Genomic DNA, 21,230 nt, shown 5'->3' on the forward strand with positions numbered 1-21,230 from the left:
TCATGCCAATTTCACTATATTGGTTAAATGCCTTCAGTGCTGCCAGTGCTCAAACCGGACCTACAATCAACGAGCTCATGCAGTTAGAAAGCCAACTCAAACTGCAAAAACTAAAAAATGAATTGAGTCAAACATACTCCGCGCCCACCCAACAACCCAGGGCCCCGCACCTGCCACCGTTTGATTCTATGCGGCCTAACTCTACCGAGCAGCCTCGCTACATTGCCGTGTTTGGTATTGCACCTGATTATCGCGGTTATCTGATTTGGGGGGAGCACATCTACCCACTCTATGCTGGCGCAATCGTACGCGACTATAAGGTGACCGAACTCAACCCACAAGCCGTTAAATTACGCTCGTCAAATGGCCGGATTCGTTCTATTTCATTTGCTTTCGATACGCGAATTGCGCTGCCTGCGATGTCTTCAGCATCATCCCAGCAACTCGATCTAGCCCCTCTTCCCGCGGCGATCAACCGGTTACCCTCTGCAGCTGAACTTAAACCAAATTTCAACTAATGCTTCATCTCAAAGTAATGTGCTCATGCGCTCTAAATTGACCTCCAAACAAAATAGCCCAAATTCGGCAGATACCGATACCTCTCTGCATTTCCGGCGCGCGAGCCGGCCCACGCCGACACCTCAGGCGCTCTACACTCCATTACCAGGCGCGCAGGCCAAGGCAGTCATTAACCTGCCTGATGAATTGCCCTATTTCGTGCGCACGTTGTATGAAGAAATCTCTCTTCAGCCCTCTTTACGCAACCAAATTTGTCCAGTCCTGATTGAATCCGCTACAGAAAAAATGCAGCGCGGCCGCTTTGCTCTTATTTTGCTTGAGAACATGCTGAGCTCAGATATAGCCGAAGAAATCGTGCGCCAATTCAGTCTGCGTTATACCCCAGCGGACCCTTTGTATTACGTCGCAGCGCCCACTCTAATGATTGAATTATGCCGAGTGCGCAACGAACCACACAGCCATCGTCAGATAAAAGGCCTCGCATCGAAAAAACTCGATGACAGTGCATTATGGGCCCATTTTTTAACCGCCGCGCGCTTTGCAATGGCTAACGGCGCGTCTGATATTCATCTGGAAATTCGGCGCGCACAAGAACGCTCGCCGATAGGCTTTAGAGTCGCCGGACGCCTGGTCCGCCCCTCCGCATTCCATATGTTCACCGCCCACTTGACCGATATGGCCGCGATTATCTATTCCCGCGGCAATTCAGTGTCCGAATCCGTCTTTAACGAAAATTATGCGCAGCAATGCCAAGTGCCGGTCACTATCGATGAGCGCAACATCCTCTTCCGCTTAGCGACTTTCCCGCTCGTCAACGGCACAGATGTGGTTTTGCGTTTGCTGTTTCAAAGCAACACGCAAACCATTCGTTCACTTGAGGATTTAGGCTATCTGCCTGACCAAGTGGCGCTGTGGCGACGCACGATAGCTCGCTTAAGCGGTGCAACCATTGTCGCGGGCGTGGTTAATTCTGGCAAATCGACCACACTGCAAACCGTATTAGCGCAAATGCCCAAATGGGCTAAAAAATTTTCTATTGAAGACCCCGTTGAATATTTGATCCCCGGCGTTTCTCAAGTCTCGATCGCACGCTCGCTCAGCGAGCAAGAGCATAGCAGCGATCCATTTCTAACCATCAAACGGCAGCTCAAACGCGGCGACCTAGACGTATGCTTGATTGGTGAGATTCGGGACCGGCCGAGCGCCGCTTTATTGCGCGATGTTGCCGAATCAGGCCATCGCGCCTTAAGCACGTTGCATACGCCTTCTGCGCTTGGTATTGTAGACCGCCTAGCCGATCACGAACTCGGCATTCCACGTGAAGTATTAGCGACCCCCGGCTTTCTTAATTTACTGGTTTATCAAACGCTGCTGCCCACGCTCTGCTCACATTGCAAAATACCTCTATTTGAGTTAATGCATTCAGCCAGCGCACAAACCCGCCACCTGGCCCAACTGGCAGACATTTTTCCGGCGTCAGACCTCTTCGCCACATCTGAAGGGCTAGCGGCCTATGTTACGCGTATTACTCGCTGCTTCAAACTCGAGCTTTTCGATAACACACTAAAACATAAGCTGTTTTGCCGCAACCCAACGGGCTGCGCACACTGCCAGCGCGAAGGACTACCCGAGTTAAATGGTCTACACCAACGCACGGTAGTCGCTGAAATGTTCGAGTTAGACAGGCCAATGCTGGCATTGGTGCGTGCCCATAAAAATCTAGAGCTGCATCAATATCTTTACAACTTGCATAAGGCCCCACTCGATAACATATCGACCACGGGCAAATCCGCACTCGAAATTGCTCTTTATAAAACCTTACAAGGTGAGATCGACCTGCTTGATATAGAAGCAAAATTTGGTTCATTTATACACTATCAACGGCAGCTACAACTGCACCAGAGGAGCCCCCGATGCCTCCGCCACTCTGCGCCAACAAACTGAAGCAATTCTGGCAGATCATATATACCTCATGCAGAACGCGTCGCACTCGACGGTTGGCCTGGGCCCAGCGCTGCTTTCGCAAAAAACGGGCTGAATTCTATAATGATCTCGCTAGCCAAATCGATGCTCAACCTGGGCAAACCCTTGCCATATTTCTCCAAAAATACGCCCTCCGCTACCCAGACGAACCGGTCGGCATAGTTTGCGCTTACTGGCTCACTCGCTTTGAAGAAACCGCCCGTTTCTCACGCGCTGTAGCCCCTACACTCCCCCCTGAAGAAACCACTGTGCTTGCCGTTGCAGAAGAATCCGGTGATCTTAAAATAGGACTCCGCACCCTAGCTGCCAATCTCGAAACGCTTGAAAGCACTCATCGTTCATTTCTTGAAATTAATGCCAGCGCTCTCGTTGGCCTGGTTATTTCGCATATTTTTTTAGGCTTAATCGGCTATTGGATTGTGCCGCAAATCGAAGCTGCGATGGATATCGATAGGCGTTTTTATGGTCCCATCGCGCAGACCTATCATGTTTTCGCAACGACGATCCGCAGCGTGGGCCCAGCTTGGCTCGCCCTACTTTTAGCGGCCTTGCTATGGGGCTCTTGGTCAATCAAAAACTATACGGGTCGCTGTCGAGGATGGCTTGACCAACACATCATCTTTTACACCTTATATCGAGATTTTTCGGGTGCGCTATTTTTAGCCACCCTGTCCTCAATCACACAGAAAATCGGCGAACGCACAATGAGCATCCACGAAGCCTTATCACGCATTAAGCCCCATGCATCGACTTGGCTGGCTCAACATATTGAGCGCATTTCACGCAATTTTGAGGAGATCCCCAATCGTGGTGGCGAAGCATTTTCCACCGGCATCCTCAAGCGTGAATTCCAGTACCGCTTGCAAGACCTGAGCGAATACCAAAAACTCGATAGCGCCTTACTTAACGTCTCTCAGCACATTCTGCGCGAAACCCCAAGGCGCATTAAAAGAAGCGCCACATTAATTCGCTATAGCGTCTCATTTTTAACCGTAGCAGGCATGATGGGACTGTATTTTGGACTACTTGGGATGATTCACGAATTCCAAGCATCAGCCACCCTGCAACACATCATGCAGAGCCCCTAATTTGTCAGAATCCCCACACGGTTAACGACCTCATTCCTTTTTCATTTAATTTATTCAACCTGGATCACCACGATGAAGACACATCCACTCCCCCCCTCAAACAGATTACAGGGCGCCACGCAAAATAGCCATCAGCGCGGCTCTTTAATGGCTGAATATGGCTTAGTGCTCTTGCTCATCTCTTTTGGCCTAGTCAGCACCCTGGTTTATTTTTCCACCAATAGCCAAGTCACGCACGCCAATACTCTGGCAATGGATCTTAACAATCTGATTGGCAGTGTGCGAACAGCTTATTCCGGGAATTATCAAGCCATTAACAATACCGCTTTACATCAAGGCGGTTTTTTCCGCTCTTTGCCTTCCTTCAGAGATAACCATGGCGCTGTCACCATATCACCAGGCAATGGCGTACTGACTGTGACGCCAAGTCAAATCAACACAACTGGCGATGCCGTTCAATACCAAATTACCAATTTACCAGACATAGCCTGTCTTCCCCTCGTCACGGCCCTGGCACGCAGCGCCTCACGGCTCACCATTAATACCAGCGAAGTCAAAGCACCTGGCGGCCAACCTGATCCCGCACAGATCCGCTGCCTAGGCGATGCCAATACACTGACACTGGTGGTCGGCTAAAAGGGCTCGCCTTATCCTTGAACAATCCCATGAAAACATTCACACCCCATCCTTTCATTCATCCCTCGGCCGGTCCACGCCAACGCACTCAACGAGTACCCAATATAGGCTGCAGATGTCGGCATGGTTTTATCACGCTTGATGTCGCCTTAGCCATCACCCTTTCCACGCTTGGCATAGTGGCGACTTTCTATAAAGTCCAAACTGAGATTACGCAAATTTTCGCAAAAGCGACTGGCCAATATTTGTACGCGCTGCAAGCTGGCGTCAATCACTATGTGCAAACCCACTACGATACACTCGCTAGCGGCAGTCCCATGCCTCAGGTAAACAATCCGCTCGAACCCACCGTCGCTGAATTGCGCGCGCTTAAATTTCTGCTCCCCACATTTGCTGATAGCAGCCCGCTCGGGCTCTCTTTCACAACCCAACTCAAGCGAGAAAACTGTCCAGGTTTAGCATGTTCAATCACTGGCCTCATCTACTCTAAGCACCCTTATCATGACAAAGAAGGCGCACTACGGATCGATTTATTATCTCAAGCCAGATTATCTGCTGGTGCAGATGCTGCCCTCTCTACCCCCGCCCATGGCGACCAACTGGTTGGGCTAGATCATAAATGGCGACAAGCTAATCCTCTTGGCGCCGTACCTGGCACGCTTGCAGCGCGCGTGGGCGTTGTTGCCGGCAATTTAACTTGGCAGCTTGCACAATTTTACAAACTAGATGGCTCACGTCAATTAAGCGGCTCAATGAATGCCGCTGGACAAGAGATTCGTAATGCCAAAGTCGTTGCAACAGAACGGATCCAAGCCGATGACATCTTGGTGCAAAACCAACTGATTACCCGAAAGCTACAACTTACACGTTTTAAAGAAGCGGGAGAAGAGTGCCATGAAGGGCATGGCGCTATGGCAATCGATCGATCGGGTTTTATTTTGACTTGTCAAGGCGGCGCTTGGTGCTCATCCACCTCAAGAAAATTCAAAGGATGGCAAAATTATCCCTACTCTGGATGTGTGCATGACAGCGGCTTTCTGCTCGCGACCTCACATTTTAATACGCATATGACTGGCTACACGTCCGGGGTTCTGCGCTTCGAAGACTCTAGGCGCGACAAATATGGACAAGGGAAAAATAGTGCGCTGATGCCGATCATGCAAGGAGAATGTTTCATCATCCACGGCGCAGAAAAAGTCTGGTTTATGGCAATGTAAAAATGTCCTAGCCAAGACTCAAACAGCTGACTTGAGTTGAGCGCTCTTGCCCCTCACCGCCCCTCCTCAGCGCATGCAACCGCCTCGCTTAATCCATTACAGCCTGGCGGGCACCACCATTGCGCTTCTAGCCTGGTTTCCAGGCCACTGGCTAGCCAGCTTAGCGCTCTTACCATGGCTCTGGCGCAAAACACAGACACCCCAGCAGGCAGCCGCACTTTGGATCAGCTATTACCTGACTGGGGCACGTGACATCCCATGCATGTGCGCGCGGTTTTTCAGCGGCCATAATGAGTTGCCGGCGAACTTGGGTTATCTGCTTGGCGGAGGCTTTTGGTTAACCCAGGCGGCCTTGCTTTCTATCCCATGGATGTTATTCCACCCAGCCTCTCACACCTCTGCGTCAAAAACGCTCATCCTTACATTCAGCGCACTCTTGTTCACTCAGATCCCCCCGCTTGGCATCATTGGCTGGCTCTCCCCCCTGCATATCAGCAGCGCACTCTATCCTGGCTGGGGTGGATTAGGCTTATTACTCGGCATCGGAACTCTTTGCCTAATGGCGGCAAACCTAGGCCGTAATAAAATGATATGGCTTATTTTATGCGTAGCCTGCATGGTTCTAAACGCACATAAAAATGAAATACCCCCAACCATACCCAGTGGATGGCAAGCGCTTGATTTACAATTTGGCCGCCTTGATCAAAGCACACTAGCTGCATTATTTAAGCGCACTGAACAAGTACAAAACACGCTCTCCCAAGCCCTCGCGCAGCCCGCCATAAAGATTATTGTGCTGCCGGAAGAAATTGTCGGGCTCTGGCATCCAGCGCTGGCGTGGGGGTGGCACAAACAGATACGCCAAGCAGCCTACCAAGGCCAAACCTTCTTACTCGGTGCTGATATTCTCAAACAAGCAATACCGCTCCGCTACACCAATAGCGTATTAGCACTCGGACACAACCCAGCTCAATTAGATAGCCGCATGCCCATGCCTATCGGCTTATGGCGCCCAGGCGCAAAAATCAGCGCCGTAACAGGTAAATTGACACAGCCCTATCTCAAACTTGACGGCCTACAAGCAGCGCTTTCCATTTGTTATGAGGATTTTTTGTGGTGGCCGCATTGGCGCCTATTTTTCATCTCTCCGGACCTCCTAATCAGCCTCTCAAATCAATGGTTTAACAGTGATTTAGCCACAGCCAAAATCCAGCAACAAAGCATCCACTCTTTAGCTCGGCTAGTTGGGGTTCCATTATTAAGATCGACTAATCGCTAAGCCGGCTCATTTCAACATACTCAAATTTTTTCGAAGCCTCAGCAATTGTTTGATACACCTAGCGCGGCCTTCATTTTATGCATCTAATTTTCGCATCCACGCCAATAAACTCTCTTCTCCTAATTAAAATCCTGATCTAATTCAATAAATAAGCCCCGAAGATATTTTAATATGTATAAAGATTATTACTCAAGAAATAATGCTGATGCACTGTCTCGCAGCAGTTCCTATCCACAATCCGAACAGCCAGCATCCCGTTTTACCCCATCCCACCGAACAATATATAATTCGCCCCCTCGCATACCACTAAGCAAACAACCCAGAACCTATAAATTACATAAAGAATACCCTCCCTCTTATCTGGATATAGATCAGTATCAATATAAAACCGAGTATGTCGACACGCAAACACTTCAACACCTAGACATCGCTTCGAAAACGATACAAGCTGTCGATCGTTTAATACCCTATGGGGCAGGAAATCAGTGGCTTAATGTCGTTGCAACAAAAGGCGAAAGTGACGTACGTTGCGATATGCTTCAGGATAAAATCGATGAAATAATGAAAAATTACCAGATGCATGACGAATCACTCCAATCAATGATCGAGACTGGATTAACTGTATACCTTACTCCCCAATATCAGGCTGGAAATTGCTCCGAAATGTCAATAATGGCTCATCACTTACTTATAACCAAAGGTCTTCCGGCACCAATATTGACTTTCGCTGATGGTATACGGAACCATGCTTATACGCTTATTGGTGACCCCAGAGATCATAAATGGGGAACGCAAAATACCGTAGTTGTAGATGCCTGGTTTCCTTTTAAGACTGCTTATACATTAAAACAAGCATCATATAACCTAGATTCTAATCCAAGGGTCACTCTCCAATATCCAGCATCTACGCCATCGCCCGACTCGGTAGATAGATTTTTCCGAGAAGAATGCCCAAATCTTGGTACAGTTTCTATCGATCAATATTTAGTTGATAGCAATCTTCCTCCTGTGGGTGATGAGCTTATTGAACATTGTTATGACGACTTTAACTCAGGATACCTCCGAGATGAACGGATTGGGACTAAAGATCCAAGCACACTTTATACAGACGGAAGTCAGGCACGTACCTTTGACGATATATCAGAGCAAGAACTTAACAAACATATCGTTATTCAGAAAAATGTCGATCGATTTCTTGCTGCTCTCCCCGATTGAGGGGCGCGGCAAGTCAAGATTGAGTTTACTATTTTTCAGTAAGTTTTTATGCTAAATCTGCCAGATTTAAATTTCCCCGTACATTTTAAACCAATGAAAAATATTTCTTAGAACCCATTCAGAATTTTTAAGAACTATAGCAAGAAAAGCAAGGCCAATAAATTGGTAGGCAAGTACCAAACTTTAGACTTTAGTTTATCATATGAAACTTGAATATTAAGAGCAACCAATCTATAAATGGCATTCAGTTTATACGCCATACCTTCGCACCAATACAAAAAAATTTCTATTTTCTATTAAAATTCTATGTTATTGAAACGAGACAAGTACGTAGGGTTTTTAATATGTATAAAAAATTTCATTTAGAAAATGATATTAATCTAATCTCTCACCATGATCTTTCTGCACAAACAGGGCAAGACATACCTCATACGCCAACTTACAGTAGGGTATCTAAGGTTCGCTCTACACTAACCCGGCTAAACCATCAGCCTAAAAAATTTAAATTACACCAAGAATTTACCCACTCTGATTTAAAAGTAAACGAGTACCAGCATAAAACTGAGAGCGTCAAAAATCAAACCCTTCGGCACTTAAACATCGCTTCTGAAGTCGTGACAAAAACCAAACGTCTAATGCCCTATGGAGCAGGCAACCAACTGTTTAATATCGTCAGCACAAAAGGCGAAAGTGCAATACGCTCTTATATAAGCAGCTATCTATTTGAACAAAATCCAAAACCAGAGGAGCCGATCCAGCAAATCAAACAAATAGCCGAGCGCGCAATTCGATTTAAAGCTGGAAACTGCGATGCCATGGAAGCGATAACGTTCAGTCTCCTCACCACCCAAAATTTATCGGCACCCATATTAAGTGCATTTGATCATGATCGAGATCACTTTTATACACTCATTGGCGACCCCAAAGATCCCACATGGGGAACTAAGAATACGGTCGTCGTAGATGCTTGGCATCCTTTTGGAACCGTCTATACGCTAAGACAAGCTAGTATTTTAAACCCTGAACCGGATATATTTTTTCAACATCCGCCATCAACACCTGCCCCCAATTCGATCGCAACGCTCTTCGGAGAAAGGCCGCGCACAGTTCATATAGCGGAGATTGATTTATTCGCAGAAAAGCAGGGATATCCTAATGTAGGCGATGATCTTCTTGAGTATTTTTATGAGACCTCGCCCCCTGAGTTATGCCGAGATGAGCGGGTTGGGACTAAAGATCCAAGTACGATATACAAAGATAATAATGGGGTCTCGCAAACCTTCGATGAAATACCCATTGAATTTCTTCAAGAACAAAAATCTACTCTTAAAACAGCAGACACCTTTCTGGAACAACATCCTAAGTGGAATTTCTAATTTAAAATTAGCTTTTTCAAATCATAAAACTTGAAAAAATGAGATTCTTAAGTAAGAAGAACTGTACTAAGCGTATTAACTATACCTGTCTTCGCATCTGAACATATAAATATCCTCCGCCCAATCAGAATTACCTATCCCAAGATAAAATTAAGTAGGATTTAATAATATGAACAACGGTTATGTTTATAGAAATAGGAGTGATCTCTCTCGTCTTATTTACTCTAGAAAAGATCCAGGACAAGGCATTCCTCGCCTGAGCCCACTACATTATCCAATATCCCTCCTAGGCCAACTAATCTCCATCAAGCATTAAACCCAAGAGATTTAAAATTGAACCTAAAGAAATATCGCAATAAAACTGAAATAGTTTCAAAAGAAACCATGGAGCATTTAGATATTTGTACAGAGGTTATTGCGGAAGTTAATGCTATTCTGCATTATGGCTCTGGCAATCAATTATTTAGCATACTTGACACAGAAGGAGAAAGTAGAGTACGCAGCAAGATGTGTCGAGAGTCAATTCGAAAAGCAGCAAAAGAAAGTTCAGCAGATAGCAGTCCAACAGGAAAAATCGAACGAAAAATAAAATATGCAATGCAACATCAAGCTGGAAATTGTGATGAAATGAATGCTATAGCTTTTGGCATACTCACAACTCAAGGGCTAAAGGCCCCCTTATTCAGTATGGCGGATCTAAAACAAGACCACGCCTACACATTGATTGGTGATCCGAGAGTCCCTGAATGGGGGGAAACCAACACTGTTGTTGTAGACGCATGGCCTATTTACGGAGCCGCCTATACCCTTAAGCAATCTCGATATAATCTGAAGACAGACCCGCAAATAACCCTGACATACCCAGCGTCAACGCCAGCGCCTGAGTCAATAGAAGCACTCTTTGAACAAGAGTATGAAATTGTCAATACTAGCTTTGTTAATCAATACTTAGCCCGAAAATCTGCGCCCAATGTAGGCCGTGAATTAATCGAATCTCTTTACGCAAATACACTTAATGCTAAAACATATCGCGATGAACGAGTTGGAGCTAAAGATCCAAGCACACGCTATCAAATTAAAGGCGAAGCTCCGCGAACCTTTGATAAAATATCAATGCAAGATCTTCAAAAATATCGCGCCATCCAAGAAAAAGTCGAACCATTCCTTTCGACTCACCCAAAATGGGATATACAACAGACTAGCAAAAGGAATCTTCTTTCACACTTAAAAAGCATTTTATCTATATAAAAAACCTAATAAAAATCTGAATAATACTAAAATAAATATAATAAAAATCATTAAATACATTGAAACTCCAAAAATCAGGACGGTAGAGACGCTCTCGCTAACCTCTATCAATAGAGCTAGTGATTCATCCTAAATCACCTATCCTCTTGCATTTTCATGCTTCCCTCACCTTTATAAAGTTGCCATTTACGTTATTTGAGCCAGCAAAATAAGCGCTAATAGCACGCTCAAGGCCCCGCCAATGCGCGTTGCCAATTGAGCAAATGGCATTAAACGCATGCGATCAGCCGCAGTAAGGATCGCCATATCACCAATCCCACCCATGCCACTATGACAGGCATTGATCACCGCGCTTTCAACCGGATGCAAGCCAACCCAGCGTCCCACCACAAAACCTACCGTCGTTAACGTCAATACAGTCGCCATAATCGTGACGCAATTCGCTAGCGTAAGCGCTGCAAGCAATCCTTTCCACGGCGTCAGCGTCAATCCGATGCCAAACAATAATGGATAGGCTACCGCACGGCAAAAAAAATGGTGCATCATCTGCGCACCATATTCCAATTTAGGCGACACCATACGCGTCAATTTAACGCCTACAGCTAAGCACAGCATCACAATCGTCGCGGGCCATGCCGTGCATTGATGCACAACCAGCCCAATCATGTATAGACCCAATGCAACCATGCCCGCTTCTGCTAACGGCTCAACCGAAATAAGCGGCAGCTTGCTTTTGCGAGCTGAAGCGCCAGACAATAATGTAGGGCCTTCTGCGCTATAGCGCAGATAACGCGCACCAAACTGATGATATAAAGCAGCACAGATAATGGCCATCAAATTGCCCAGCACCACTGGCGGCACAACTTGTGCAAAAAGCTGAGGTTGCGGTACCTGTAAAATCGCTGCATAGCCTAATGTTAACGGAATCGCTCCTTCACCGAGGCCACCCGCCATAATCGGAACCACTAAATAGAAAAACGTATCATATGCACTTAAACCAAACGCTAAGCCAGTCAGAGTACCGACTAATGCCGCAGCAATCGAACCTGCCGCCAGTGGCATAAAAATTTTAGCGCAACCTTGAATCAGCAACCGCCGCTCCATACTAAGCAAGCTCGCCACAATAATGGCGGCGGTAAACAAATAAAGGATATTCGTTGCATGCCAAAACTCACTAATTGAGCGCACTAAATCGGTAGGTATCCACTGGTAATACACTAGGCCTGAAGGGAGTAAGAGTGTCACCAGCACAGGCCCACCAATACGGCGCAAACCGGGTAGGCGCGCGCCCAATTCGGCGCATGTAAAGCCCAGCACGGCGAGCGTAGCAAACATCACCGAAATTTCACTAGGCAACGTGCCCCAAATGAGGAAAGCGCATAAGCAAGCAAAAATAGCGCAATATAGAGGCAATGGCATGATCCCAATACGAAACTGTAAAAGCCTTAGGCCGAGGGCTGACCAAGGGTGCGGCCATAGCGTATAAAAGTCGCTTTTAGAGACCGGCAAGCCTTTATATAAAATCAGCTTTGTCTGACAGCGAAATAATTTAGAACGCATTAGATACGCACGACAAATATGCACCCAATGCATTTTGGATTGAGATTCCATAAACGCTCCTTTTACGCCAATCATTACAGTTGAAGGATGTGTGGTCTCTTCTCTTTTTGATAGCGACAGGCCATATTGCGTTGTTTTTGTCAGTGGGGCGCGTTAGAGGCCATCATCATGCCTTATCGGGTACGCAGACGAGCAGCGCGGACTCGTGTGATTGGATTCAATCATCAGTAACCAAAGCCATACAATGGCTTTAAAATAATAAACCCAACACGCAAAATATAAGACATGCAGCCCCGCTGCGCTCATCCAAAAGCGATTGAATTGCCGCTCAAAATCATTCAGTTCACTCAACAATATATCTGTCCGGCCCATTACTTCCTCACTTTAACATTCAAGGCGGCGCACAATGTAGTCAACGTGAACTGTGGAAATTCACCATGGAGCTCGATGTACCGTTCACGATTGTCTTCGCGCTCTTGGCAAATTCTTTGCCATATACGATAAATCTCCTGGAGCTGTGGCAGCGATAGATGGGCCGCTTTAGACGGTGGAGCTACCGCTAATGCCTTGCGTAATCGGCCAACCTGGGCGCGCGTCACTTGCGGAAAAACGCTACGTAGCAAAGGCAGGCTTGCTTGCGCTCGCACAAAATACTGTAACGCAGCTTCTTCCCATTCCATTGATTCAATATGCTCACACCGAAAATTTAACGTATGCGCGCGAATTAATACGCACACTGAATTCATTGCGAGTAATCGGCTGATCAATTTTTCAATATCCGGCTTGCGCAAAATATATAATGCTGTGCTGGAAAGTCCATCAAATCTGACTTGTGCTCGGATTGATGTGATTAACTCAAGTAATGCAAGCCGACGTAGATTATTTGAATGCAGTTCAATCAAGCGCTCCCCTAAGCGGTAATCTTGCACTAAACACTCGCTCGGATTTGACGGTTGCGGTTGCGTTTGAGCAGATTGAGTTGCCGCAGTGACAGGCAAACCCTCTGAGAGCGGCGCGCTGGGAGGGTTTTGAGCATTCAAACATAAGGCGAGCCTCGCTTTAATCTCTTCCACGCTAAATTTACGGGCAATTTGGCTCATATGAACTCCTGCGCGCAAAAAACCTCCCGGGTTACAAAAATTGAGGCATTCAATAGATAATAAGGCAGGAAGGTATATAATTTCCCTCGCCCGCTCCTGGTCAAAGCCGGTGAGCTAATCGTCAACATCAGCGCTTCCTATTATTCGCTGCAAATGGTTTATCACACTGATTTCCCCTCCCTCGTGACGCCCTCTTGGGAAATCCAACATTTTCCTTTTCTCACTTTATTTTCAGTGGTTTAAGGTAGAAAAGCGGCTCAAGGACTCGCCCTAAAACCCTCTCAGGCATCAATATATGCCAGTTATTTTTGCTTAACAAGAAAAATTTGCAGTGACGCTATTTTTTCTGGCGGGTACATTGTATGACATGGATATACATGCACGAATCAAACAAAAACGCCTAGAAAAAAAATTTTCGCTAGAAGAGCTTGCCCAGAAAGTAGGCGTTAAAAGTTGGCAGGCGGTTCAGCACTGGGAACGCCCTGAAGATAAAGGGGGCACAGCGCCGCATAGAAATCGACTGCCTTCTGTTGCTAAAGCACTAGGCGTATCGCCAGAGTGGCTACAATTTGGGGACGAAGCAATGTCTGCTCGCAAACGCGCCAGAAAAAGCCAACCCTTATCAGCGCTTGAGCAAAAATTAATCAGTCAACATGAAAATCTTTCAATGGCTGTGCGCCAATTGATTCAAAAATTAATCGATGCGGATACAGTGAGCGCCTTACCCAATAACGTTGTAGTCGCGCTTGATAGCGTTTTAGGAGCTTATTTAGAGCTGTGTCAGACGTTCCCGCATAAGAAACCACAAAAAACTAGCGCGCCCTAACCAACCCATACAAGAAAAATCGAACAGCATCCGTTACTATGCCCGTCTAGGATAAGCCCTAAGCATCGTTTTAATTGCCATGAAAACTAGAATCATTCCGGTTACGCCTTTTAAGCAAAACTGCACTGTACTGATCTGTGAGGTCAGTCAGCACGCTGCTGTGATAGACCCTGGCGGAGATTTAGAGCAAATCGAGGAATACCTCGAAAAGGCAGGCGTGAAATTAGAGAAAATTTTTCTCACACATGGCCACCTTGATCATTGCGGCGGTGCGCAGGAGCTGGCGCACAAATATCATGTTCCGATTGAAGGGCCTCATAAAGAGGAGCGTTTTTGGCTAGACTTATTGCCCGAGCAAAGTATCCGTTTTGGTTTTCCGCCTGCTAGCGTATTTGCGCCAGATCGCTGGCTAGAAAACGGAGATCGAGTGCATTTTGGAAAAGAAACGCTAGAAGTCTATCATTGTCCAGGCCACACACCGGGGCACATTATTTTCTTTAGCCGAGCGCAACGCTTAGCCATGGTAGGTGATGTATTATTTGCCCACGCCATAGGCCGCACCGATTTTCCACGCGGCAATCGGGCCCAGTTGATCCATTCCATCCAAAGCCAGCTATGGCCTCTGGGCGATGACGTGACCTTCATTCCAGGACATGGCCGCACCTCTACTTTTGGGCAAGAGCGAAAAACGAATCCCTATGTTGCAGATGAAGTCATTTCATCCGCTAGCGTCGGTTAGGAATAACTTTATAAGCGCGCCGGTGACCTGCGCCCCTGACGAGTGCAAATACAGCACACCCATGCCAAAAATTACGGCTGACAGACTGAAGTATCAGAACGGTATAAAAAATCTAATGAAATACGCTGAAGCGCGCTGATAGATGCTGCTTCAGTCAAAAAGCAAGCTGGTGCCGGGGACCGGACTCGAACCGGCAAGCCCGAAGGCGGCGGATTTTCTTCACACTACGTCTTTAAACGCCAGCATAACTGCTGTTTGTGCGCTGGACTATGCCTTCGCCTTAACGCTCACGCGCAGTAGGCGCCCTCCGTCTAGTCTCTACACCTTTCTCTTACGCCTATAATACCCGGCACAAAAGACTTGGCTCGGCATTGCCTCGGTGCATGCACCAGGGGGTTCACCGAATTTGAAGGGTTCTACGCTGACCGTTTCCAGTCAGGCACTCAAATTTTAAGTCCGCTATGTTTACCAAATTTCATCACCCCGGCAGGAGTGAAACGCGGATTCTACCACTGCTATGGCCGTTACGTTCTAGTCTCAGAAAAAAATTTCTTACTTGACACAGCCTAATTTTTTATAAGTGTGGATAGTCACTCACCGTCAACCTAAAGCCTTGCGCATGCGCAACCAACTGCGCAGACGCGCCCACTGGCAAAGTGACCAGATCAGCGCAATGCCCGAATGGCAAACCGGTCACAACTGGAATCCCAATGACAGTCCGTATCTGCTCAACCATCGCCATAAAATCGTAGCCGTTATCATGTGGCGCTAGCCGAATTCCGCTAAAATCACCGAGTACCAGTGCCTGCTGACGGGCCAGCACGCCAGCAAAATGTAACTGATACACCATCCGCTCCAGTCGAAACGGATGCTCATTAATATCTTCGATAAACAGTATGCCACCCTCGATTTGTGGCAGATACGGGGTACCAATTAATGATACAAGCACCGCCAAATTTCCGCCCCAGAGCGTGCCGCTGACGTTGACCGACTGCGCCTGACACACGTTACTGGTTAACTGAATTTGTGCAGACTCCAGGGCTTGCCAAAAATGATGCAAAGTAAATTCAGGCATCGTTTCAGCACCAAAATGGCTGCATAAAGTCGGACCGCCAAAGGTGATTAAACCGGAACGAGCCAACAACGCCATTTGAATTGCCGTAAAGTCACTATGACCCACAAATGCCGTTGACGTGCCTGCAAAGCGGCGCCGTAGCCCGGCGTAATCTAGCTTAGGTAAAATCCGCGTTGCGCCATAGCCACCGCGCACTGCAAGCACAATATCTGGGCGCTCCTGCGCTGGGTCAATCAATCGATTGAGATCAGCCGCGCGCTCCTCATCAGTGCCCGCAAACCGCTGAAAACGTCGCTGCGCGGCTGCCGTATGCTCAAGGGCACAACCATATGCACACAACCGCTCAAGCCCACGGTGCACAGTGCTCGCTTCTAGCGGATAACCGGATGGCGCGACTAAACTTACGTTAAAATTTTTGTTCATTACTTTAACCGCCGTGCAGCTCGTAATGCGCACCGTCGATCCGCAAAAAAACGGGTCAATAATTGCGCACACTCCGGAGCCAGCACTCCGCCACTGATTCTGGTCTGATGATTCAATTGCGTATTAGAAAATACATCTAACACACTCCCCCCTACCCCGGTTTTAGGATCGTACGCGCCAAACACGACCCGCGCAATCCGCGCATGGATCATCGCCCCTGCGCACATCAGGCAAGGTTCGAGCGTTACATAGAGCTCACATTCGGGTAAGCGGTAATTGCCAAGTGCCTGCGCTGCAGCGCGCAGCGCGTTCATTTCAGCATGCGCAGATGGATCATGTTGACCAATAGGCTGATTAAAACCGGTCGCAATCACTTGTTTATCATACACAACCACAGCCCCCACTGGCACTTCACCACTGCTCTGGGCTTCACGCGCAGCGGTAAGAGCCAGCGCCATAAAATGCGTATCCTGTTCAGTGTAAGGTGCCATCATATTTGCCGCAGCAGATCGCTACCCAGAATATATCGTCGCTTCAATGTTAAGAGCCGTTTTTTCAGCCTAAACTGGAGGTCGTTCGTAGCATCTTGCGGTGCCATGTAGTCAGTCATCATTTTCTGTAAGCTTAGTTATCCCACGCTCAATTAGCCATGACCGATGCAACGCCAGTAGTGACAAAGGTTTATATTGGTGTAGGGTGACAAATACCATGTCCAGAAAATCTCTCTTGGTACGCCGTCGAAAACAGTAATGATACCAGCCAAGGAGATTGTCTTGATTACAAAAAAGTGAATCCCAAGCGTCCCACACAACTCACCAGAACGAAGCGAAGGCGCTACACTCCATCCACCTCCACCTTGCCCAGCAGGGTAGACTCTAACAAGAGACTAGAGCATGTAAGTGAGCTTGCCCTCGAGGAACATCAGATGAGGTAGGCCACATTCGCCAGCAGTCAGGCAATCGCTTGGATTGATCGTGGCTAAATTGCCTATTTTCTCAGATAAACTAACGCAAAACACGCTACTTTTCCCTTCGTTGGCGCCTTGAGATCATTATTAACATGGATAATGAAAATCAGCCTAAAAGTCTGGGCCGTCGTACCATAATCAAGCTGTTGACAGTAGGTGCTGCGGTCTACGCGCCTTTCGTTTGGACTCGCTCTAAGACGTCTCCAAAGAGGCAAATCGTCATTCGAGATTCAGGCGGACTTCTCTCTCGGCTATATAAAGAAGTGTTCTATGAACCATTCAAACAGAAAACCGGTATTGAGGTTATTGGTGTTGCATCAGATCCAGAACCCACCACACAAATTCAAACGATGGTCGAAACAGAACGTTACTTATGGGATATCACAAATCTGAATCATCGGTCCGTCTTGTTCCTGACCACAGGCAAGCATATTTACCTGGAAGAGCATAGACTTGGGAGCGATCCAATTGTTTCAAAGATTGCGCCACAGTTTATATCCCCTTATGGGGTTGGAACGAATGTATATACAACTGTGCTCGCGTATCGAACAGATATTTTTAGAAAAAGACAACCTCAGACATGGGAAGATTTCTGGAACATAAACACTTTCCCGGGTCGCCGCAGTCTGCGCAAGCTGCCGTTTGAAACCACAGAGATAGCCCTGATGGCTAGTGGCATGTCTCCAGATAAAATTTATCCTTGTAACCTTAACCAGGCATTTCTTAGCCTCGATAAAATTAAGCCGCACATTAATGTTTGGTGGACAAGGGGGGCACAAAGCGAACACCTACTAAACTCTGGCGAGGTAGATTTAATACCGGTTTTTATTTCTAAGGCACAACTAGCAATCGACGCTGGCCTACCGCTGGCATTTTCATGGAATCAACATCTCTACGGGTATGAAAATTGGACAATTTTGAAGGGGACACCTAACGTTAATGCGTGCCGTGAATTCATTAAATTCACTTCAGATCCAAAGCGGCAGGCACTTCTTGCTACGCATGCGATTGGACCAACACACCCTGACGCTTTTAATTATATTGATCCAAAGCGAACCAAGCTTCTCCAAACTTATCCAGATAACCTTAAAAAAGGCTTGTTTATCAACGCCTCGTACTGGCTTGAAACTCAGAGGGCAGCTATCGAACGCTTTAATCAGTGGGTAATAGATTAAATAAACATTTAACTATTTAATCTCTTCCTTTCTCTTAAATATTTATCTCTTTTTTATTTCCCGCGAGCGTTGCTCAGATTGGATTTTAATTTCCATCAATGTGGATCATCCCCAAACTACTGGCACAACTCAGCGCTTGCTGCTAAATTACTCGTCTACTCATTTAATTTAGATGTTTTTTTGTCGCGCCCTCGATCTGCAACCAGAATCGATCAACTAGCAACTCCGTAGCCATCTTTGGGCGCTGACGTTACGTAGACTTCCTGTTTTTATTAGATTAAAAACCAGTTAATTTTAATGCAAGAAGAAAAATTTAACCCCACTACGAGATTTAGTAACACGGTCGAGTATTACGCGAAATATCGTCCTGCCTACCCTGTTGCTGTGATAAATCTTCTCAAAAAAGAAGGACGACTTAAACCTGGCGAGGTAGTCGCAGATATTGGCTCAGGCACCGGCATATTCGCCAAACTGCTACTTGATGATCAATACAAAGTATTGGGTATTGAACCTAATGCGCAAATGAGAGAAAAAGCAGAACAACAATTGGCTGATTATGCAAACTTTATGAGCGTAAATGCCACTGCTGAGGCGACAGGTTTGAGCGACCATAGCGTAGACAGCATTACCGTCGCGACAGCATTTCATTGGTTCGATAAAGAGAGGGTAAAGCAGGAATTTAACCGCATTCTTAAGCCGGGTGGTTTGTGCATGCTGATTTGGAATGTGCGGCTGCTTGAAGCATCGCCATTGATGGCGACTCTTAAATCAGTATGGCACTGGCTATCAAGAGATCAATCCTAACAAGATAGATGAAGAGGAAATCCAAAAATTCTTTACGCCGACAAGCGTTCATTTTGCTGAATTTACCCACCAACAAAAATTAGATAAGAATAGTTTTTTAGGACGCTTACTGTCTATCTCTTTCATACCAAAATCAGGGCAACCCAATTATGAAGCCATGATGCAAGCGGCGAACAATCTTTTTGAGGCATATCAAAAAGAAGGCTGTGTTGAATTCATTTACAGCACAAAATGCTATTACGGACATTGCGGAAAATACATCAGGAATAAAAAGTGACTTACACTAAAAACTTAAGCGCATGTAAGCAAATCACCCAGCATCTACGAAATGGCCCTCAACGAGAGGATCGCACCCGTGAGAGTGCGATCCTCTGCTCCTACCCCTAAGCGGCACTTTACCAGCAAAGGAGGGCGACAATCAGAAATAGCTTTCCAATTTGCTCTTTCTGCGCACATCTAGGGTTATACAATGAAAGCCCCCCCCTAATGTCCGCCCGTGACGCAATAAGGTAGGTAGTACATCAATCCCTCGCTTTTCTAACAGTTTAATGAGTTCAGTTTGATGCTTGTCTACCACAGCGAGAGTAGGTGAGAGCATTAACAAATTCATCCCCAACCATTTTGAAGATGATGGCTTAATGTCTGAATAACTATATTCTGTCATCTTCGGTGCGTAAATAATTTCCCATTTCTTCAATATGTCGGGAATATTATCTTCATTGACACGTGCCGGATTAGCCAACAACAATCCTGGACGCAAAAAAGAGAGTGTCGAGTCAATATGGACGGAAGAATATATACTGGGTGATAGTTCGTGGACAGTATAATCATGGCCTACCGCATTTTGTAGCCACTGCATACCAAGTCTATTACCGGAATCAGATACCAAATAAAATAAGTCGCGACCCGCACGAATCACATTGGCGGCATCAAATACGGGTTCATGATTATTTAGACTCAGCTGCGCTTTATCCTGCATGTTGTATCCGTGGTCTAGCAGCCTGGGCTTAGGGGCAGAAATCCAGCGGGCCCCCGATTGCATAAACTCAATCAGGGTCTCTTTATAAGCGATCGTCTCAAAATATCTGGATCTAAATAAATTAGGTGTTTCAATTATTGAATTACCCACGGTCAATAAAACATCTCGGGGGCAATATGGGAAAAAAGAATCACAATGCCAGTCAGGAGTAGAAAAATTATTTATAGAAATATCTTCTGGACGCCTAACTTTGATATCAAGTTTCTTTAATTCAGAAGTAAAATTTTCAATATCCTCCTCAGTCTCCTGCAAGATATATTCAGGGAAAAATTCTGAAATATTAGGGTCGAAATAATCATAGCCACCGCCAATAGAAGCGGCCACCATTCCTTTATCTTTTTCTGGGACCCTAGCAAGTTGAGCGCTACCGACAATGATTTCTTCTAATTCATCCCATTCATTATGTGAATTGACTAAATTATTTTCTTTCATTAAATCCCCTCTCAATTTAAAATTTAAATTTTTAATGGAAAATTTAAGCCATGACTTATTTTGAGAAAAAATATTTTCTCTTATTTCGCTACCCCCTCGCGGCACCTCCTTCGATGAAAAAAATCTCTTGCAGGTAAAGACATTGCCTACAGAAATTTTATGCTGAGAGAAATCATAGTCGTAAATTGCGCATATTTCAAAAAATATAGCCTTGTTTGACGTACTGACCTAGGCTTTTATTCCCGAACTTCTGCTGTGTTGTCTAGCACCCCGCTGTTTTGAAGCTGATTCCGGTCGAACATATCGACCTGATACAAGAGGACTTAAAGGATATTAGTAACGCTGCTCTAGAAAAATAAGAAAAATGTTTTTTTGTTTTATTGTTCTTTTCTTAACTATGGACCAATGTCGACACACCTATGCATCAATGATACTATCGGCTGGCGAACATCCAATGCGGGCAGGAGAAAAATCTATTGCGCTTTTTGCTCAAAAAATGCTGTCATTTCTGATCAGAAATGAGGGGTGA

General features: G+C 46.1%; 18 protein-coding genes. 13 read left to right on the forward strand and 5 right to left on the reverse strand.

Annotated elements, in window-relative coordinates:
- Positions 1-2: 2 nt before the first annotated feature.
- The 9 genes from MPB2EB_RS05355 to MPB2EB_RS05395 all read left to right on the forward strand — a co-directional run bounded on the left by MPB2EB_RS05355 (position 3) and on the right by MPB2EB_RS05395 (position 10,561).
- Positions 3-518, forward strand: coding sequence for a hypothetical protein (locus tag MPB2EB_RS05355; RefSeq protein ID WP_185181333.1), 516 nt, complete (start codon positions 3-5; stop codon positions 516-518).
- Between the two features lie 25 nt (positions 519-543).
- Entirely contained in the window at positions 544-2,463 is a 1,920-nt protein-coding gene (locus MPB2EB_RS05360) for a GspE/PulE family protein (protein WP_185181334.1), read from the forward strand.
- Positions 2,433-3,590 carry a hypothetical protein gene (locus tag MPB2EB_RS05365; RefSeq protein WP_185181335.1) on the forward strand — a complete coding sequence of 386 codons (1,158 nt, stop codon included), beginning with the start codon at positions 2,433-2,435 and terminating at the stop codon, positions 3,588-3,590. Before MPB2EB_RS05360 ends, MPB2EB_RS05365 begins: the two co-directional genes overlap by 31 nt.
- A 72-nt stretch (positions 3,591-3,662) precedes the next feature.
- Positions 3,663-4,226, forward strand: coding sequence for a type 4 pilus major pilin (locus tag MPB2EB_RS05370; protein ID WP_185181336.1), 564 nt, complete (start codon positions 3,663-3,665; stop codon positions 4,224-4,226).
- Between the two features lie 29 nt (positions 4,227-4,255).
- Complete coding sequence (locus MPB2EB_RS05375) at positions 4,256-5,443, forward strand: hypothetical protein (protein ID WP_185181337.1); 1,188 nt, start codon at positions 4,256-4,258, stop codon at positions 5,441-5,443.
- 73 nt (positions 5,444-5,516) lie between these two features.
- Complete coding sequence (locus tag MPB2EB_RS05380) at positions 5,517-6,722, forward strand: conjugal transfer protein TraB (RefSeq protein ID WP_185181338.1); 1,206 nt, start codon at positions 5,517-5,519, stop codon at positions 6,720-6,722.
- 171 nt (positions 6,723-6,893) lie between these two features.
- On the forward strand, positions 6,894-7,937 hold the full coding sequence (locus MPB2EB_RS05385; RefSeq protein ID WP_185181339.1) for a hypothetical protein: 1,044 nt from the start codon (positions 6,894-6,896) through the stop codon (positions 7,935-7,937).
- A 344-nt stretch (positions 7,938-8,281) separates the two neighbouring features.
- Positions 8,282-9,313, forward strand: a complete 1,032-nt coding sequence (locus MPB2EB_RS05390; RefSeq protein WP_185181340.1) for a hypothetical protein — start codon at positions 8,282-8,284, stop codon at positions 9,311-9,313.
- 333 nt (positions 9,314-9,646) lie between these two features.
- A complete protein-coding gene (locus MPB2EB_RS05395; RefSeq protein WP_185181341.1) occupies positions 9,647-10,561 on the forward strand; it encodes a hypothetical protein in 915 nt (304 codons plus the stop codon).
- Positions 10,562-10,747: 186 nt separating this feature from the next.
- On the opposite strand, the gene MPB2EB_RS05400 is transcribed toward MPB2EB_RS05395, so the two are convergent.
- Together MPB2EB_RS05400 and MPB2EB_RS05405 are read right to left on the reverse strand one after the other, a co-directional pair.
- Positions 10,748-12,172 (reverse strand): 2-hydroxycarboxylate transporter family protein, encoded by a 1,425-nt coding sequence (locus MPB2EB_RS05400; protein WP_185181342.1) that lies wholly within the window; start codon positions 12,170-12,172, stop codon positions 10,748-10,750.
- 320 nt (positions 12,173-12,492) lie between these two features.
- Positions 12,493-13,221, reverse strand: coding sequence for a hypothetical protein (locus tag MPB2EB_RS05405; protein ID WP_185181343.1), 729 nt, complete (start codon positions 13,219-13,221; stop codon positions 12,493-12,495).
- A 331-nt stretch (positions 13,222-13,552) separates the two neighbouring features.
- On the opposite strand from MPB2EB_RS05405, the gene MPB2EB_RS05410 reads away from it, so the two are divergent.
- A complete protein-coding gene (locus MPB2EB_RS05410; RefSeq protein ID WP_185181344.1) occupies positions 13,553-14,047 on the forward strand; it encodes a helix-turn-helix domain-containing protein in 495 nt (164 codons plus the stop codon).
- Between the two features lie 79 nt (positions 14,048-14,126).
- Positions 14,127-14,786 carry an MBL fold metallo-hydrolase gene (locus MPB2EB_RS05415; protein ID WP_185181345.1) on the forward strand — a complete coding sequence of 220 codons (660 nt, stop codon included), beginning with the start codon at positions 14,127-14,129 and terminating at the stop codon, positions 14,784-14,786.
- 574 nt (positions 14,787-15,360) lie between these two features.
- On the opposite strand, the gene ldcA is transcribed toward MPB2EB_RS05415, so the two are convergent.
- The gene (ldcA, locus tag MPB2EB_RS05420; RefSeq protein ID WP_185181346.1) at positions 15,361-16,284 is read right to left on the reverse strand and encodes a muramoyltetrapeptide carboxypeptidase; all 924 of its coding nucleotides are present in this window, start codon (positions 16,282-16,284) and stop codon (positions 15,361-15,363) included.
- Positions 16,284-16,778, reverse strand: coding sequence for a tRNA adenosine(34) deaminase TadA (gene tadA, locus MPB2EB_RS05425; RefSeq protein ID WP_185181347.1), 495 nt, complete (start codon positions 16,776-16,778; stop codon positions 16,284-16,286). The genes ldcA and tadA overlap by 1 nt, the downstream gene beginning before the upstream one ends.
- Before the next feature lie 565 nt (positions 16,779-17,343).
- Between tadA and MPB2EB_RS05430 the strand changes: the two genes are divergently transcribed.
- On the forward strand, positions 17,344-18,426 hold the full coding sequence (locus MPB2EB_RS05430) for an ABC transporter substrate-binding protein (RefSeq protein WP_185181348.1): 1,083 nt from the start codon (positions 17,344-17,346) through the stop codon (positions 18,424-18,426).
- A 297-nt stretch (positions 18,427-18,723) separates the two neighbouring features.
- Positions 18,724-19,230 carry a class I SAM-dependent methyltransferase gene (locus tag MPB2EB_RS05435; RefSeq protein ID WP_185181349.1) on the forward strand — a complete coding sequence of 169 codons (507 nt, stop codon included), beginning with the start codon at positions 18,724-18,726 and terminating at the stop codon, positions 19,228-19,230.
- Between the two features lie 418 nt (positions 19,231-19,648).
- Here MPB2EB_RS05435 and MPB2EB_RS05440 read toward each other — a convergent pair whose 3' ends face one another.
- Positions 19,649-20,701 carry an inosamine-phosphate amidinotransferase 1 gene (locus MPB2EB_RS05440; RefSeq protein ID WP_185181350.1) on the reverse strand — a complete coding sequence of 351 codons (1,053 nt, stop codon included), beginning with the start codon at positions 20,699-20,701 and terminating at the stop codon, positions 19,649-19,651.
- Positions 20,702-21,230 lie beyond the last annotated feature (529 nt).

It is taken from the genome of Mycoavidus sp. B2-EB, from assembly GCF_014218255.1.
Classification (GTDB): domain Bacteria; phylum Pseudomonadota; class Gammaproteobacteria; order Burkholderiales; family Burkholderiaceae; genus Mycoavidus.